This window comes from Agarivorans sp. 2_MG-2023, assembly GCF_030548085.1.
Lineage (GTDB): Bacteria > Pseudomonadota > Gammaproteobacteria > Enterobacterales > Celerinatantimonadaceae > Agarivorans.
On sequence record NZ_JAUORQ010000021.1, the window covers coordinates 1 to 16,828 of the forward strand.

The following is a 16,828-nucleotide window of genomic DNA, read 5'->3' on the forward strand; positions in this document are numbered from 1 at the left end:
AGCTACGACATCACCGACAATGGCAGTACTAATGGCGCTAGTGACCCGCAAACGGTAGACGGTAGTGCCAGCTTAGATTTAAGACCAGATAATGACACGCCAGATGCTCAAGACGATGATTTCTCAAATGTAGCGCCTTCTGAATCTGTCCAGTTAGATTTGTTGGCTAACGATAGAGATCTGGAAGGTGATGCGATAAGCATTAAATCAATTAACGGCACAGAACTTACCCCTGGAATTGCGCAAGATATTGCTGTAGCTAATGGCGTTGTTAACGTGACAGCGGCAGGAGTAATTAGTTTTACCGCTAATGCAGATGGTAATGGCTCAGTTGATTTTACTTATGTTTTACAGGACGAATTTGGCGCTGAAAGTTCAGCTAGTGTATCTGGAAATGTCGTTGATCTCGTTAATGATTCAGCGCAAGTATTTGAAGCTGGTTTAGATACTGGTTCGGACGCGGGCGTAGCTGCTACGCTAACAACGGGTAACTTGCTCAGTAATGATGGTGGGGTGGTTGATGGCTTAGACATTTCTAGTATCGGTTATGATGGTGGAGTGAACACTGCTGACGTAAATGGTGTGATTAGCGTTGATACTGAACAAGGCTCGCTAACGGTTTATACCGAAGACTACAACGGCTTTTCCAAAGGCGATTACGAGTACCAATTGAACTCGTCAAGTCTTAAAGGTGATAGCGTCACCGAAAGCTTCGATTATGTTGTGAGTAATCCCGCAGAGGGCTTCGCTACTCAAGCTAAGTTAGAAGTTAGTATCGTTGATGATGCTCCGGTGGGTAGTAATGTTTCGCATAGCTTGGAGTCTAGTCCGCTACTGGTTACCACCAATTTAGTATTGGTATTAGATACATCAGCGAGTATGACTAACGGTGAACATGGAGATGGTCTCGATTATTTGCAAATAGCAGTAGACGCCTTGTCTAACTTAATCGAGCAAGCTGATGCCGCTGGCAACGTAAATGTGCAAATAGTTGGCTTTTCAGACTCGGTTATAAGCAGTGGCTGGATAAGTGACAACGTCGCGGAGGCATTAGCATTCCTTGAAGACTTAAGTTCGGGCGGAGGCACACATTATGACGCTGCTCTTAATGAAGTGATAGCCAGTAGCGGAGTAGATATGCAACCTGATGCTGACAATACTCTGTTGTACTTTATTTCAGATGGTGAACCAAACTTTGGTCACCGTTTAGAAGATGTAGCTGATTATAATGGTGAAAACGGCTTGCAAGCTTGGGACTCGTTTGTTGCAAACAATATCGATACCAGTTATGGAATTGGTATCGGCCAAGCTGATTTGGACGTGCTCAAAGACGTGGCATCGGATTCTTCAAATGATGAGTTTGCCTTTATCGTTGATAATGTAAATGATCTCTCTACTACACTTGTAGAAAGCTACCTAGAGGCTGAAGTAGACGCCTCTTTAGGCTTATTGGAAACAGCTTCTACTGATGGGTTTATGGTCGGGGCTGATGACGGTTATGTTAGTGCCATCACTATTGACGGTACAACCTACAATTATGATCCTGATGCCGACCCTGAGCAGCCTAAAACCATTAGCGTATCAACTGCCTTAGGTGGTTTGTTACTGCTTGATTTCTCCACTGGAGCCTATTCTTATGAGTTGGATGTTGGAGGTGATGGCTGGGGACAGCAAGAAAACTTTACCGTAGCAGTTACCGATTTTGATGGTGATTCTCATTCGGTAAATATTGAAATAAATACTGTTTTTGAATCGGTGGTTGATGCTAATCGTGATGTTATTATTACAAACCAAGATGGTAGTAGCACAATTAGCGTACCAAGTTTAGCCTTGCTCTGGAACGATAGTGGTGCGGGGATTTCTTTAGATAAAGTTGGAACGGCTGTGGGGGGGGCAGTGACAGCCGGTGATGAAATCCTGTTTGACTCAAATGACGGGGTAGGTCTTGGTATCCACGATAGTAACTTCGAAACTGAGGCTTTATCGATAATTGGTACTGAAGCCGACGTTAGCTTTGTTGATTTCAATGGTCATAATACAGTCGATTTGAGTGACCGGTCCTTGTTTAGTCTTAATGACGGTAATATCCCGCAGATTGTTAGTGGTGGGTATTCTTACACTTATCAAAGTGAGTTAGTCAACGATAGCGATCCACTTACCTCAGCTGATGAAGATTGGATTAAAGTGACTCTTGCAGAAGGGGAAACTTTGTGGGCAAACATGGCCACAATTTCAGGTACTGAGCGAGTTAAGGTGGACGCGTTTATTTATGATGCAAATGGCAACCTTTTAGGAACCGATAATGGTACCACTAAGTTTCAAGAAGATTGGCAAGGTCCTCGTGGTAGCTTTACCGCTACAGTAGAGGGCGACTACTACATTCAGGTTGTTGCTGATTCGGATACCGATAGCGGTTTTTATCAACTTCATTTAAGTATTGACGCGCGTAATGCTGTCTATCAAAAAGGCGCTGATAGCGATGTTCATGAGCAATTTGAATATAGCATTATTGGTGACGGCGAGGTTGATAGCACAACTGCAGAGCTTATTGGTGTTCATGGTAACTCTGTTGATGGCGGAGATGGTGATGAGGTGTTGGTGGGTAATGAATCTGCCAATACCATTACTGGTGAAGCGGGTGATGATGCTTTGGTAGGCTATGCTGGCGACGATCAACTTGAGGGTGGCGAAGGCGCTGATTTATTAATTGGTGGCCAAGGTAACGACGTATTAATTGGTGGTGATGATAGTGATATGTTTGCTTGGCTTGACGGTGACGATCAAGGCACCACCAATGACACTATTAACGACTTTACCTTAAAAGGTGACGGTGATGCTGATGTACTTAACTTGAGTGATTTATTACAAGGCGAAACCGAAGCGAGTTTAGAGTCTTATTTGTCATTTGAAACCATAAGCAATGGTGGCGCTGTTGAAACAATCATATCAATTGATAAAGATGGTGGAGCTAATGGCGAGAGTGTTCATCAAACCATCACCCTTAAAGATGTCGATTTCAGTGGTATGAGTGATAATGATATTCTAACTCAATTGATTGAAGATCAGCAGCTTAATGTAGACAACTAAGCCGTTTACGTTTGGGAAAACCCATTTTCAAGAGTAAGCTAAGGCTTACTCTTGATGTTTTATATTTAGGAAAGGATGCTAGGTGCAGGACGCAAAACCACAGCAGCAATATCGTGATTTAGATGTAACCGCAGAACGCATTGATCCCTTACTGAACAGTTTGGTATTTTTGTCCAAGTTTTATGGTAAGCCTTTTTCTGCTCGAGCGTTGTCAGCGGGATTACCTTTGGAAGAAGGGCTGCTCACACCGGCTTTATTGCCGCGTGCTGCTTTGCGAGCAGGCATGGATGCATCCCTTGTAAAAAAGCCTATCGGCAAAATTCCTGAATTACTCTTACCCTGTATCTTATTGTTAAAAGATGGTCGTTCGTGTGTTCTCGTTTCACGTACTTCTGATTCTGTTGAGGTAGCTTGGCCAGAACTTCCAGATAGCCATGAAACCATCTCTCTAGACAAAATCGCCCCAGACTACACGGGTTTTTGCTGCTATGTGCGCAAACGCTACCGTTTTGACGCTCGCTCGCCGGAATCCCTGAGCAACAAGCAGGGCCATTGGTTTTGGAATACTCTACGTCGTTCTGCGCCCATTTATCGGGATGCCTTGGTGGCATCGTTATTCCTTAACTTGTTTGCGATAGCTTCACCGCTGTTTGTTATGAACGTCTACGACAGAGTCGTGCCAAACTCAGCCATTGATACTTTGTGGGTGCTTACCGCAGGTATGGCTTTGGTATTGGTGTTTGATTTTGCCTTAAAGCAAATGCGCGCTTATACGCTGGATTTAGCGGCTAAAAAATCGGACATTTTGTTGTCTGCTCGAATCTTTGAAAAACTGTTAAATATTAAGGCAGAAGTAAGGCCGCCATCGGTGGGAGCTTTTGCTAAAAACGTGCAAGAATTTGATTCTATTCGAGAGTTTATTACTTCTTCTACGGTTGCTGCCTTGGTTGATGTACCGTTCTCATTGCTGTTCTTGTTAGTCATCGCCTTGGTGGCTGGCCCCTTGGCATTAGTGCCAGCAGGGGCTGCAGTATTAATGCTGCTTTATTCGTTTTACATTAAACGCAAAATGCATCAAGAAGTTGAGTTAGGCAGCCGGTTTGCTAGCCAAAAAAATGCTCACTTAATTGAGAGTTTAAATGGTATCGAATCCCTTAAATTGGCAGGAGCCGAAAGCCAGTTTCAACATAAGTGGGAAGAGCTCGTTGGTAACATTGCTACTTGGAATATGGCTATTAGAAAGCTTGCTACCTCGGTAGGTAATGTGAATGCCTTTGTCTCTCAAAGTACTACTGTATTGCTGGTAGTGGTGGGGGTATTCCAAATCTCTCAAGGTAATCTCTCGATGGGAGGCTTAGTTGCCGCAGTTATGTTAACTGGGCGAGCGTTAGTGCCTTTTTCTCAGGTGTCGCTATTGGCTACAAGATATAACCAAGCGCAATCGGCTCTAGAAAACCTTGAAGATATTATGAAGCTGCCTGATGAGAATTTAGAGCGCTATATGCATCGCTCTCATTTTGATGGTGCGATTAGTTTTAGCGATGTGAGTTTTACTTATCCTGGCAGTGAGCAGCAAGTTTTGAAGCAAGTGAGCTTCTCAATTAAAGCCAAAGATAAAGTAGCCATTATTGGTAAAATTGGCGCGGGAAAAACCAGCTTAGAAAAACTATTACTCGGTTTCTATATACCCCAACAAGGTGCCATTCGCCTCGATGGTGTCGATTTAAAGCAAATTAGCCCGGCGGATGTTCGCCAAAAAATCGGCTGTTTGCCGCAAGACATAAATTTATTTTATGGTTCTATTCGAGACAACATTACGCTCGGGGTGCCGCACATTGAAGATGAGCTAATCTTCCGTGCCGCAGAGCTTGCCGGAGTGACGCAGTTCACTGACGTTGATCCCGAGGGTTTAGACAGACAAGTAGGCGAGCGAGGTCAGTATCTCTCTGGTGGACAACGCCAAGCGGTCGCATTAGCCCGCGCTTTGTTGTTTAACCCGCCAGTATTAGTGTTAGACGAACCAACAAGCAGTATGGACGCGTTCTCTGAGAACTTAGTTAAATCTCGATTAAAGCAAGTAGCAGAGGACAAAACTTTTATTTTAATCACTCACAAGATGTCGATGTTAGATCTAGTAGACCGCATCATTGTACTAGATAGAGGAGCGGTGGTGGCCAATGGTTCTAAAGCGGAAGTATTAGAGCTATTACGCAGCGGCAAAGTGAGGTCTCCCAATGAGTAAGCAAAGGCCTGATATTTCTGAGGCAGAGCTTAAGTTTGTTGACGACATTAACGCCGCAATGTTGATGAAAACACCGCGTCGCTCGCGTCGCTTGTTGTGGCTTATTTTTGTCTTACTAGTGAGCGCAATATCTTGGGCGCATTGGGCTCAGGTAGATGAAGTCACTATTGGCAATGGCAAGGTGATCCCATCTCAACAGATTCAAACAATTCAAAACTTGGAAGGCGGTATCCTTAAACAAATTTTGGTTAGGGAAGGCGAGCAAGTAGAACCTTCTCAGCCCTTATTGCTTATCGACGATACTCGTTTTCGCTCAGACTTTCGCGAGCAAGAGCAAAGAGTGATAAACCTAGAAGGTGATGTTGCTCGCTTAAGAAGTGAAATTGCCAGTATTCAGTTAGACCCTAATTTGGCGTTCGAGCAATGGCAAGAACAGGTAAAAGTTACCGATGTAGAAATCGAGTTTAACGATGAGTTTAAGTTGAAATACCCATCGGAAGTGACCGGCCAGCAACTACAAAAAACCGCTCGCTTACGAGCCTTGCAAAATCAGCTTTCTATTACTGCAGGGCAAATCGATCAGAAACAACAAGAGATAGTGGAGCTAAAGTCCAAAATCTTGCACGTAAATCAAAGTTACAATTTAGTATTAGAAGAACTAAAAATTACCAAACCCTTGGCGGAAGAAGGCATTGTTTCACAAGTAGAAATTCTTAAATTGCGCCGACAAGCGAACGATTTAAAGGGTGAGTTACAAAGCAGCAAGTTACTTGAACCTAAAATTCGCAGCGCGATTGCCGAAACAATATATAAGCGCCGTGATATTGCGTTAGCGTTTTTAAGCGAAGCGCGGCGAGAGCTGAATCAAATTGAAGCTGAGCTACAACCACTGAGCGAAGGGCAAGTGGGCTTGCGTGATAGGGTAGACAGAACCTCGGTAGTTTCGCCGGTTAAAGGCACGGTTAAAAAGATTTACATTAATACCGTTGGTGGTGTGGTTCAGCCGGGCATGAGCATCATGGAAATCGTACCAATTGAAGATAAGTTATTGGTGGAAGCGAAAATTCAGCCGAAAGATATTGCATTTCTTCGCCCGGGGCTTAAAACTGTTGTTAAATTCAGTGCTTACGACTTTTCCATCTATGGTGGCTTAGACGGGCGGCTAGAACATATTAGTGCAGACACTATTTTAGATGAAGAAGGCAATAGTTATTATTTGGTGAGAGTGAGAACCGACAAGAATTATCTCGGTACAGACGATACACCATTGCCGATTATTCCAGGAATGCTATCAAGTGTGGATATCATTACGGGTAAGAAAAGTATTTTAGATTATCTATTAAAACCAATAATTAAAGCGCAACAATCTGCGCTACGCGAACGATAAGAATGTGTATTTGCTAAGCCGTTGCTTAGCAAATGACAAGGAGTGTTAATGAATAAGCTGAGCTTGACCTTAGCATCAGGTCTGTTAATGGGCTCTAACCTTGCTTGTGCTCAGTCTCTTGAGCAGGCGGTGGCTAAAGTATTAACTGAGCACCCTCAGTTACAATCTTCTTTTAACCAGTTTAAAGCCAGTACCGAGCAATACCAAGGGGCGAAAGGTGGCTACTACCCAACCGTAGATTTAACTGCTGGAGCGGGCTGGGGCCAGAGTGAAACCGAAAACTTTGGGGTGAACAGTGCCAACCCAACCGAGGTTGGGGTAAGTATTCGTCAGCTCTTGTTTAGTGGCTTTTCAACAACAGGTGAAGTATCGCGTACTGAAAATGAAGCGCGAGCCGATCAGTGGCTACTATATAACGACGCTGAAAATATAGCGCTGCGGGTCGTTGATGTTTACCTAGAAGTCGTAAAGCAAGAACAACTGTTAGAACTCGCAGATAGTAATCTGCAAACTCACTTAGCCATTCAAAAAGACATTAAAAAACGCACCGATTCAGGAGTGGGTTCTAGTGCCGATTTAACCCAAGTAAACGGCAGGGTAGCGCGGGCGACAACTAACGCTTTATCGGCTAAAAATAACCTGCTTGATGCACAAACTCAGTTTTTACGAGTGGTAAATACCTTACCTAATGATTTGGTGCTACCCGGTGCTGATATTGCCTTATTACCCGCTGATTTAGATGCCGCTTTGGCCGCAGCATTAGATGTTCATCCTACCCTAAAAGCTGCTCAGTTTGATGTTGCCGCAGCCAACGCCCAAAACACCGTAGCCAAAGCCAGCAACTACCCTGAGATTGCAGTAGAACTAGATGGCAATTGGGACCGAAACCAAAACGGTTTTGATGATACCAAAGATTACGAATTAGCAGCCATGCTGCGTTTGCGTTACAACTTATTCAATGGTGGTAGTGATGCTGCCGAAATTCGCCGCAGTGCTTATGATGTAAATCGCGCCAAGGCCGTGGGAGATGACGCCCACCGACAAGTCACCGAAGGCACTCGTTTAGCCTGGAACGCATGGGATGTATTAGTGCGCCAGAAATCGTTTCTACAACAACACGTAGAAGCGAGCTTTCAAACGGTTGAGGCCTACAAAAAACAATTCAATTTAGGTAAGCGTAGCTTGCTTGATGTACTGAATACCGAAAACGAACTTTTCGAAGCTCAAAACGAATTTATTGGCGCAGATATCGATGAGCTGCGTGCTAAATACCGCTTACTAAATGCTACCGGCCTACTGCTTGAAGCATTACGTGTTAACCGACCTGAGGACTGGAACTTTTAATGAACAACAAAAGCTTAATTGTCGCAGCCGCTATTTTAGCCCTAACTGCGTGTAGTCAATCTGCCGAAACTTATAAGGCTGAAACCGCCAACTATGACCGTCAAGATCAAGACAGCGACGGCGTGATTAATGAACGAGACCTTTGCCCTGATACTGAAGAAGGAGCCGCAGTAGATAACGACGGCTGTTCTGAATTTCAAAGCATTGATGACGGTTACGAATTAATGGTCTTTTTTGGCCACGATTCCAGTAAACTTACTGGTGAATTTGAGCCTCAGTTGCAACAAGTGGCTGACTTCATGCAAAAATACCCTGAGGTTAAAATCAGCGTTGAAGGCTACGCCAGTGCCAGTGGTAGTAAATCTTACAACTTGAAACTTTCTAAGCGTCGAGCGGCGAGTGTTCGTCAGCAATTGATTACTGATTATGCGGTGCCAGCTGAGCGCATAGAGCTAGAAGCCATTGGCGAAGAAGAGCTGCTAGTAGCGGGAGATTCTGAGCAGTCTGAGGCAGCTAATCGTAGAGCGAGAATCTTTGTTCAAGAAGAGTACCGCAAAGTTGTTCCTCGTTGGTCTATCTACACTCCTCATTTAAAACAGTAGAGACTCTAGATGCGGCGTCTTCTAGCTCGGTGGTGGATGCTAGTACTGCTTTGGCCAGTACTCATTCTTGCCACCGGTTATCAGCTAGAAGAACTCGCCGCAACTGTTCGCTCTTTCTATGGTGACAAAGCCGAGCAACGCGTAAGAGCCTGGCGACAGGTGATTAGCGACGGCCATGCGCTATCGGAAACAGAACAGCTGCACACCGTGAATGACTTCTTCAATCAAATGCAGTTTGTCGACGATATCGATGTTTGGGGCCAAAAAGACTATTGGGCGACACCTGTAGAGTTTTTGGGCGCAGCAGCCGGTGACTGTGACGACTTCAGTATTGCCAAATATTTCTCACTGATTGAGCTAGGCGTAAGTGATGAGAAAATGCGCCTAGTTTATGTCAAATCACTTACCTACAACCAATTTCATATGGTGGTAGCTTATTATCAAACGCCTTCATCTGTGCCGATTATTCTCGATAATATCAACCCAACTATTTTACCCGCGACTCAGCGTGATGACCTTGTGCCTATTTACAGCTTTAATGGTCAGCATCTTTGGTTGATGAAAGAAAAAGGCCGCGGCCAGCTGGCGGGTAAATCGAGTCGTTTGAAATTGTGGACTGATTTACAGCAGCGCTGGCGACTGAATAAACTTAAAAAACCGATAAAGAATTTTGATGCTTAGGGGAACACTATGACCTTATATCGACAATTGTTGATTGTAGTACTGCTTATCTACGGAGGTTTGTTAGCCGTAGTGTTCAGTATTGAAATTGGCAATACCCGTAGCTATTTGTCTGAGCAGCAATTATCGGATGTAAACAATACCAGCACCTCTTTGGGTTTATCTTTAAGCCCTTATTTGGAAGATGGTGATGTAGTAGGGGCTGAGTCGGTAATCAATGCCATGTTCGATAGTGGTTATTACCAACAAATTAGCTTGACGCTATTTGCCGACGAAAGCGTGATTGATCGCCAAAACAGCAGCGCTATTGAAGGTGTACCAGAGTGGTTTACTTCCTTTGAACTATTCCAGCCTAGCTCTCAACAGCAAGTGCTTACCAGCGGGTGGATGCAGTTAGGCGAGCTAACCGTGGTGGGGCATTCTGGCTTTGCTTATTTGCAGCTATGGAATGCCATGGTAGATCTCGCCAAGTTATTTGTAGTGGGCTACTTAGCCACGGTGCTTATGTTAATGCGGGCGCTACGATACGTACTTAAGCCACTAGAGCAAATCCAGCAGCAAGCTAAGTTAATTGAGCAACGCGAGTTTGGCCAAACTATTCCACTGCCGCATACCCTAGAGCTGCGCAGTGTTGTGGGGGCGATTAATCATATGTCTGACAACATCGCTCAGCAGTTTGAAAGCCAAGTTAAAGAAGCCAACGCATTACGCGAACAAGCTTTTCAAGATTCGGTATCTGGTTTAGGGAACCGCGCCTATTTTATTAATCAAAGTAAGTCATGGTTGGCAGAATCTGGGGTGGGTGGCTTAGCCTTAATATCTTTAGACATTATTGAAGCGATTCATGTAAAAGAAGGGTTTAGCGCCCGCGACGAATTTATTCATTCAGTTGGCGAGCTGTTTACTGCCTATACCCAACAGCAGCAACAGTTAGTGTTTGCGCGTATCAGTAATCTTGAGTTTGCGGTATTAGCCGAGGGATTTGATCAGCAACAGTTGCTGGACTTAGCACAGCAAGTTCACCAAGACATCTTAGAGCGCTTAGCAACGTGGAAACAATACATGCCACGGCCGTTAGTGATTGGCTTGGTATTGCGCCAAAAAGACGAAAACATTGGCGAACTACTGACTGCTGCTGATACTGCTTTGCATGTCGCACGGGAGCTGCGAGAGGGGTTCTTTAGTTTAGCGGATGTGGAACATACGCATATTCCACGCAGCCAATGGAAGCAGTTGTTAGAAACCACCATTAGCCGCCAGAGCTTGGCTTACAAAACCCAGATTGTGAATTTTATCCATAGCGATAAAGTATTGCACCATGAGCTATTTACAACAATTGAAGTAGACGCTCAGCACTATGCGGCAGGGCAATTTATGCCTGCTGTTGAGCAGTTTAGGTTAGGTGCCAAGTTTGACCAAATGGTGGTTGAGCAAGCCGCTAGTGCGCTGAGCAAACATGCGGATTTGAGTTTAGCCATTAACCTAACATTGTCTGCCATTAGTGAGCAAAGTTTTTTAACTTGGTTGGGTGATGCTGCAGTGCAGTTTAAATCAGTCGCTCACAGAATGGCCTTTGAGATCCCGGAAACGGCTTTTCTCCAAGAAAATGCAGAGTTGGAAAAAACTTTAGGCTTGTTGCGAGCGTTAGGCTTCCAGATTGGGATTGATCAATACGGGCGTAATTTAAACTCATTAAGCTATTTAAGCAGGGTAAAACCTAATTACGTGAAAATTGATTATGGGTATACCGCTCAAGCGCTGGCAGAAGAGGGTGATACTCATTTCCTTAGTGCCATTTGCCGGGCGGCAAGGAACTTACAAATTGTAACGGTGGCGCAACGAGTAGAGAACCAGCAGCAGGTAGAATTGTTATCGGCCTTGCCAGTGGATGCCTATCAGGGTTATGTTGCACCTCCTCAGCGTTTTAAATTGGCTGAATAGTGAAGTTTAAAGGGGTAGAGATGAAGAAGATTTTATTACCGGTGTTATTGGCTTGTAGCGTGACTGCCATGCCCGCATTTGCGGCTTTGTTACATACCAGCGGCGAGGCGAAACTGGTGGTTATTGCAGACCAAGTTCAATTAGACCTACATGCAAGCAGTTTAGCGAAATCAGCTAGTGACGCTAAGCAACAAGTTGATCAAGTAGTAAAAGTGACTCAATCTAACTTAGCCGGTTTGTTAACCGACTCTGACCGCTTTGAAGCCAGCCAACTGCAAATTCAAGCGGAATATAAATACCAAGATCGTGAGCGGGTATTTGTAGGTTATCGCGCACAGCGTAGCATTATTGTTGAACTCGCTAATTTAGACGGGCTTACTCAAGTACTCGATGCAGCCATGTTGAGTGGCGTGAATGAAGTACGTAACTTGCAGTATAAAAGCTCGCAAGAAGATCAACACAAGCAACAAGTGCGTTCAATGGCTATTGCCGACTCTTACGCTAAAGCTAAACAGTTAGCCGATGGTTATAATGGCCAACTAGGCCCTGTGGTTGAGATTAACTACCGTAATCAGTCTGCTATTCCATTAATGAAGATTGAACGGGTTAGCATGGCCGCGGCAGATGCTGGTGCAAGTTCTTATCAAGCGGCGCAGTTAACGTATAACGACAGTGTTGATGTGAGCTTTGAGTTATTGACTGAAGAGTAGTATTTGGGCTATTACCTTAATCAGTTACTGAGGTGAGGAATTAAAAAGCGAAACAGACTAGGTCTATTTCGCTTTTTTGTAGGTGAAATTTAACTTGACCGTTAAGTAATTTAACTCAGTCGCGTACTAATATGCGGCATCGGCGACGACAAACTCACTAGCGTTATTTGTATCCACCAATTCTGCCGCCAAAATAACTCGCGATGGCGCACTATGGTACATCTTACCTAGCATTTCATGACGAGCGCCGGTAATCGCTAATGCGATGCCAGAGGCCACCATGCTCGGCGGGTAAGTCACGGTAGCACGCACTACAGGGTTTCCATCTACCACCATTTTGATGATGTCTTGCGAGCCTGCACCGCCAAGTACTGTTTTAATGTCAGTTCGGCCTGACTCTTTAATTGCCTGCATCACGCCTTTTAACATGTCGTCATCTTGGCACCAAACCGCATCAATTTCAGGGTGTTTTTGTAAGTAGTTTTCCATTACGGCTAAGGCTTTCTGGGTTGACCAATCAGCAGGCTGGCTGTCTAGTATGCTCATGCCTTTATGTTGGGCAATCACATCGTTAAAAGCATCTACCCGCTGCTTATTAATCGGGATCGACATGCCTTCAATTACTACCACTTTGCCTTTACCATCCATTTCCTTGGCTAACCATTCACCGCTCACGCTGCCTAGGCCTGCATTGTCGCCGGCAATAAACACGTTTTGCGCTGGGGTTTCAAGCTCGCGGTCTACCACTACGGTATAAATACCACTGCCATAAGCCTCTTCAATCACTTTTTGCAATGTGGCTGGGTTGTGCGGCAAAATAACTAAGGCATCAATGCCTTTAATCATTAAATCTTCTACATCGCCCACTTGCTTAGAGCCCGAGCTCGCAGCCACCACGTAGAACTCAACATCATCTTCACTTTTCTTAAAGTCTGCGGCAGCTTTTTCAGCCCACCAAAGTAAACCGGCTGTCCAACCGTGATCTGCTGAGGGAACGGATACACCCACTTTTAAGGTTTTGGCTACCGCCGCATTAATGCCCAGCGAGGCAATTAGCATAGCCGCAAGTAGTAGTTTTCCTATGTGTTGCAATAAACGCATGAGTTACTCTCCTTTGTTTGTTATCTACGGCTTGGTTTTAGCGGTCACGTTTGAATTGCATTAACACTGCAATCAAAATAACCAAACCTTTTACCGTTCCTTGTAAATAGGGTGAAACCCCCATTAAGTTCAGCATGTTGTTAATAATGCCTAAGATGATGGCACCAATAACGGTGCCCCATAGTGTGCCTTTGCCGCCCGCTAGCGAGGTTCCGCCAATAACTACCGCGGCAATGGCATCCAGTTCGTAAAACAAACCCGCGTCACCAGGGCTCACCGAATTAAGACGTGATGACAGCATTACCGCAGACAAACCCACGGTGAATCCCACAATCACAAAAGTTAAGAAGTAAACGCGCTTAACGTTAATCGCCGAGTAGGTGGCAACTTTTGGGTTTGACCCCACCGCGCACACATGGCGACCAAAAGCGGTATGGCGTAAAATGATGTGGCCCACAAAGGCTAAGCCAATAAACAACCACACCGGAATAGGAATGCCCATCCAGTAACCGCCGCCAATATCTGGGTAGTGATTGTTTTGCGAGACCATTTCTCCGGCATCACTGATGTATAGGGTGAGCGAGCGAAAGATAGACATGGTGGCTAAGGTGGCAACAAAGGCGGTAATCTTCCCCTTGGTGGTAAGTAAACCATTTACCGCACCAAAAGCCGCTCCCATGGCCATGGCAGCCGCGATTGATACGGTTACCGCCATCCAGCCATCGCCCATATAGTTGAGCAGCATAATCACCAATACGCCCACTAATGCCACCATGGAGCCTACCGATAAATCGATGCCGCCAGCAATAATCACAAAAGTCATCCCTAGTGCGATAATGCCGGTATAAGACACTTGGCGTAATACATTGGTAAGGTTTCTAGGGATGAGAAAGTGCTCACTGGCCATGGCAGAAAGTACCACTAATACCAATAACGCAACTAACGGTGCCCAGTTAGAGAGTGTAAATTTAGGTAGCCTAGCTACCCAACTAGCTGACGAAGAGTTAGATTTAGTATCCATTTTGGCTACCTCACTCATTGGTGGTTCTCCTGTAGCGTCGCAGATAACGGCGCTGCCTGGCTTTGCAAACCTGCGGCCAAAAACATGATTTGTTGTTCGTTGATGTCCTGATCATGTAACTCTCCTTGAATCTGACCTTCGCGCATCACCAATACCCGGTGAGCGAGCCCAATGAGTTCTTCCATATCTGATGAAATAACCACTACCGCTAAACCTTGCTCGGTCATGCTCTGCACAAAGTGGTAAATTTCTTTTTTAGTGTTTACATCTACCCCGCGAGTAGGCTCATCTAAAATCAGTACTTGTGGTTGAGTGTCCATCCATTTAGACAAGTACACCTTTTGCTGATTACCTCCGCTCAAATAGAGCAATTCGGTATCCAATGAGGCGGCTTTAATATCGAACTTTCGAACATATTGCTGGGCTTTTTCTCGGGTTTGAGCGTGATTAATAAAGCCTTTGCTGTAGTTGTTTAGTGAGATAAGGCTAATGTTTTCAGGCAAATTAAAGTTCATCGTTAAACCGCAGCCTTGGCGATCTTCACTTAAATAAGCTAAGCCATGTTTTACTGCATCTTTAATGTTGTTAATTTGCACCGCTTGCTGCTGCACATAAATGTCGCCTGTTTGGCGGCGGCGTAAACCCATAATGGCTTCGGCGGTTTCGGTACGGCCACTGCCTATTAACCCTGCAAACCCCAGTACTTCGCCTTGGCGTACTTCAAAGCTGATGTTGCTTAACAGATTTTTAACGGCCAAGTTTTCTACCTTTAAGGCGACTTTACGTTGTACTTGTGAGCGAGGGGGAAACACTTGGTTGAGTTCGCGCCCTACCATTTTTCGCGCCATGTCTTGCTCATCGATTTCGCTAACCTGATCGACTGAAATCAGCTCACCATCGCGCAAAATAATCAAACGGTCGCAGAGTTGTTTCACTTCTTTTAGTTTGTGAGAAATGAATAAAATAGTGACACCCTGCGCTTTTAGTTTGTCGATAAGCTTAAACAGCACTTCCACTTCTTGGCTGGTAAGCACGGTGGTGGGCTCATCCATAATCAAAATGCGCGCTTCGTTGACCAGGGCCTTAGCAATCTCCACCATTTGCTTTTCAGCCACGCTAAGTTCTTCGATTAGTGCATCTGGCGATAGCTGGGTCTCTAGTAAATTCAGCAGTTGGTGAGTGCGTTGGCGCATCGCTTTTTTGTTGAGTAATAGGCGACCTTTTAGCTCTTGGCCTAAAAAGATGTTTTCAAAGACACTTAAGCTAGCAATTAAGTTAAATTCTTGCGGGATCATTGCAATACCCAAGGCTTTAGCATCACTAGGGCTGGTGATTTCTACCGCCTCACCAGCCACCAATACTTGCCCACTACTGCGTTGGTAAATCCCTGAAATGATTTTAAGCAGAGTGGATTTTCCCGCGCCGTTTTCACCCAAAATCCCCATCACTTCTCCGGCGTTTACTTGCACGCTAATCGCATGCAACACTTGCACGCCGGAAAAGCTTTTAGAGATCTTCTCTAAGCTTAAAATGGGTTCAGGCAAGCTCATGCACATTCTCCAAAGGTGTCCACTTGCCATCGTTTTGTGAGGAATGAATCATCGCGTTGATGAACTGCAAACCTTCTACACCTTGTTTCACTCCAGGTAACAAACTGTTGTTTAAAATCTCGGTGGGAGAATCACCATTACGGGCCGCCCGTATAGCTTGAGCTGTTTCGGTATAAAGGTTGGCAAAACCCTCTAGGTAACCTTCAGGGTGACCTGCTGGTGTTCGAGCTAGGTGTTCAGCCTCTGATTGATAACCGTACCCTGCGCGACTGAGGATACGACTGGGTTGAGCAAACGGGCTGTAGAGTAATTGGTTGGGGTGCTCTTGCGACCATTCAAGGCCGCCATCACTGCCGTAAATTCGAATGCGTAAGCCGTTTTCATTACCTGGGGCAACCTGCGAACTCCACAACATACCGCGCACGCCTTGTTCAAAGCGCAGCATGGCTTGAACATTGTCGTCCAATACTCGTCCTTCAACAAAGGTGCTTAGTTCAGCACTCACTTGTTCAAGTTGTAAGCCACTAATAAACGCGGCTAAGTTAAAGGCGTGAGTGCCAATGTCGCCTAAGCAACCGGCGGGGCCAGAGCGTTTTGGATCGGTGCGCCATTCGGCTTGTTTGTTACCGGTATTTTCTGCTGCAGTAGTAAGCCAGTCTTGGGCGTACTCAACTTGTACTAAGCGCAGCTTACCGAGTATGCCTTCACTCACCATGTGCTGAGCTTGGCGAACCATGGGGTAGGCGCTGTAATTATGGGTGAGTACAAATAGCTTGCCGCTGTTATTGGCAAGGTTTTTCAGCTCTAAGGCTTCATGCAACGAGCACGTCATGGGTTTATCGCAAATTACATGAATACCGGCCGCTAAAAATGCCTTAGCAATGGGGAAGTGCAAGTGATTAGGGGTAACAATACTTACCGCCTCAATACCATCTTTACGAGCGGCTTCAGCGCTTGCCATCACTGTGTAATCACTGTAACTGCGTTCGCTCGCAATGCCAAAATCAAGCGCCGACTGTGCCGCTCGCTCTGGATTAGCACTCAAAGCCCCTGCAACTAATTCATAATGGTTATCCAAGCGAGCAGCAATTCGGTGAATAGCACCAATAAATGCTCCGTTGCCACCGCCAACCATTCCTAGTTTAATTCTATCCATAATGCT

Annotated in this window: 12 protein-coding genes; 8 read left to right on the plus strand and 4 right to left on the minus strand. The window is 45.2% G+C overall.

Translation table 11 applies throughout. The features are described 5' to 3' along the window. The 8 genes from Q4549_RS20745 to Q4549_RS20780 all read left to right on the plus strand — a co-directional run. Positions 1-3,087, plus strand: a 3,087-nt coding sequence (locus Q4549_RS20745; RefSeq protein WP_303557267.1) for a type I secretion C-terminal target domain-containing protein, incomplete at its 5' end; no start/stop codon positions are given. An 82-nt stretch (positions 3,088-3,169) separates the two neighbouring features. Next, entirely contained in the window at positions 3,170-5,329 is a 2,160-nt protein-coding gene (locus tag Q4549_RS20750) for a type I secretion system permease/ATPase (RefSeq protein WP_303554327.1), read from the plus strand. Further along, a complete protein-coding gene (locus tag Q4549_RS20755; RefSeq protein ID WP_303554329.1) occupies positions 5,322-6,716 on the plus strand; it encodes an HlyD family type I secretion periplasmic adaptor subunit in 1,395 nt (464 codons plus the stop codon). The genes Q4549_RS20750 and Q4549_RS20755 overlap by 8 nt, the downstream gene beginning before the upstream one ends. A gap of 48 nt (positions 6,717-6,764) precedes the next feature. Further along, positions 6,765-8,060, plus strand: a complete 1,296-nt coding sequence (locus Q4549_RS20760; protein WP_303554331.1) for a TolC family outer membrane protein — start codon at positions 6,765-6,767, stop codon at positions 8,058-8,060. Further along, positions 8,060-8,662 (plus strand): OmpA family protein, encoded by a 603-nt coding sequence (locus Q4549_RS20765; RefSeq protein WP_137675324.1) that lies wholly within the window; start codon positions 8,060-8,062, stop codon positions 8,660-8,662. Before Q4549_RS20760 ends, Q4549_RS20765 begins: the two co-directional genes overlap by 1 nt. 9 nt (positions 8,663-8,671) lie before the next feature. Further along, entirely contained in the window at positions 8,672-9,343 is a 672-nt protein-coding gene (locus Q4549_RS20770; RefSeq protein ID WP_303513725.1) for a transglutaminase-like cysteine peptidase, read from the plus strand. A gap of 9 nt (positions 9,344-9,352) precedes the next feature. After that, positions 9,353-11,284: an EAL domain-containing protein gene (locus Q4549_RS20775; RefSeq protein ID WP_303554333.1), complete on the plus strand. Its 1,932-nt coding sequence runs from the start codon at positions 9,353-9,355 to the stop codon at positions 11,282-11,284. 20 nt (positions 11,285-11,304) lie between these two features. Continuing rightward, positions 11,305-11,994: an SIMPL domain-containing protein gene (locus Q4549_RS20780; protein WP_303554335.1), complete on the plus strand. Its 690-nt coding sequence runs from the start codon at positions 11,305-11,307 to the stop codon at positions 11,992-11,994. 126 nt (positions 11,995-12,120) lie between these two features. On the opposite strand, the gene Q4549_RS20785 is transcribed toward Q4549_RS20780, so the two are convergent. From Q4549_RS20785 to Q4549_RS20800, 4 genes are read right to left on the minus strand one after another with little or no spacing between them, the layout of a single operon-like run. Beyond that, entirely contained in the window at positions 12,121-13,095 is a 975-nt protein-coding gene (locus tag Q4549_RS20785) for a substrate-binding domain-containing protein (RefSeq protein ID WP_303513717.1), read from the minus strand. Positions 13,096-13,132: 37 nt separating this feature from the next. Next, a complete protein-coding gene (locus Q4549_RS20790; RefSeq protein WP_303554337.1) occupies positions 13,133-14,134 on the minus strand; it encodes an ABC transporter permease in 1,002 nt (333 codons plus the stop codon). Continuing rightward, the gene (locus Q4549_RS20795) at positions 14,131-15,666 is read right to left on the minus strand and encodes a sugar ABC transporter ATP-binding protein (RefSeq protein ID WP_303554338.1); all 1,536 of its coding nucleotides are present in this window, start codon (positions 15,664-15,666) and stop codon (positions 14,131-14,133) included. The genes Q4549_RS20790 and Q4549_RS20795 overlap by 4 nt, the downstream gene beginning before the upstream one ends. After that, positions 15,653-16,822: a Gfo/Idh/MocA family protein gene (locus Q4549_RS20800; protein WP_303554340.1), complete on the minus strand. Its 1,170-nt coding sequence runs from the start codon at positions 16,820-16,822 to the stop codon at positions 15,653-15,655. Before Q4549_RS20800 ends, Q4549_RS20795 begins: the two co-directional genes overlap by 14 nt. Positions 16,823-16,828: the final 6 nt, after the last annotated feature.

Coding starts and splice junctions, on each gene's coding strand:
- Q4549_RS20755 (WP_303554329.1), top strand. CDS start 5,322: ATGAGTAAGCAAAGGCCTGATATTTCTGAGGCAGAGCTTAAGTTTGTT.
- Q4549_RS20760 (WP_303554331.1), top strand. CDS start 6,765: ATGAATAAGCTGAGCTTGACCTTAGCATCAGGTCTGTTAATGGGCTCT.
- Q4549_RS20765 (WP_137675324.1), top strand. CDS start 8,060: ATGAACAACAAAAGCTTAATTGTCGCAGCCGCTATTTTAGCCCTAACT.
- Q4549_RS20770 (WP_303513725.1), top strand. CDS start 8,672: ATGCGGCGTCTTCTAGCTCGGTGGTGGATGCTAGTACTGCTTTGGCCA.
- Q4549_RS20775 (WP_303554333.1), top strand. CDS start 9,353: ATGACCTTATATCGACAATTGTTGATTGTAGTACTGCTTATCTACGGA.
- Q4549_RS20780 (WP_303554335.1), top strand. CDS start 11,305: ATGAAGAAGATTTTATTACCGGTGTTATTGGCTTGTAGCGTGACTGCC.
- Q4549_RS20785 (WP_303513717.1), bottom strand. CDS start 13,095: ATGCGTTTATTGCAACACATAGGAAAACTACTACTTGCGGCTATGCTA.
- Q4549_RS20790 (WP_303554337.1), bottom strand. CDS start 14,134: ATGAGTGAGGTAGCCAAAATGGATACTAAATCTAACTCTTCGTCAGCT.
- Q4549_RS20795 (WP_303554338.1), bottom strand. CDS start 15,666: ATGAGCTTGCCTGAACCCATTTTAAGCTTAGAGAAGATCTCTAAAAGC.
- Q4549_RS20800 (WP_303554340.1), bottom strand. CDS start 16,822: ATGGATAGAATTAAACTAGGAATGGTTGGCGGTGGCAACGGAGCATTT.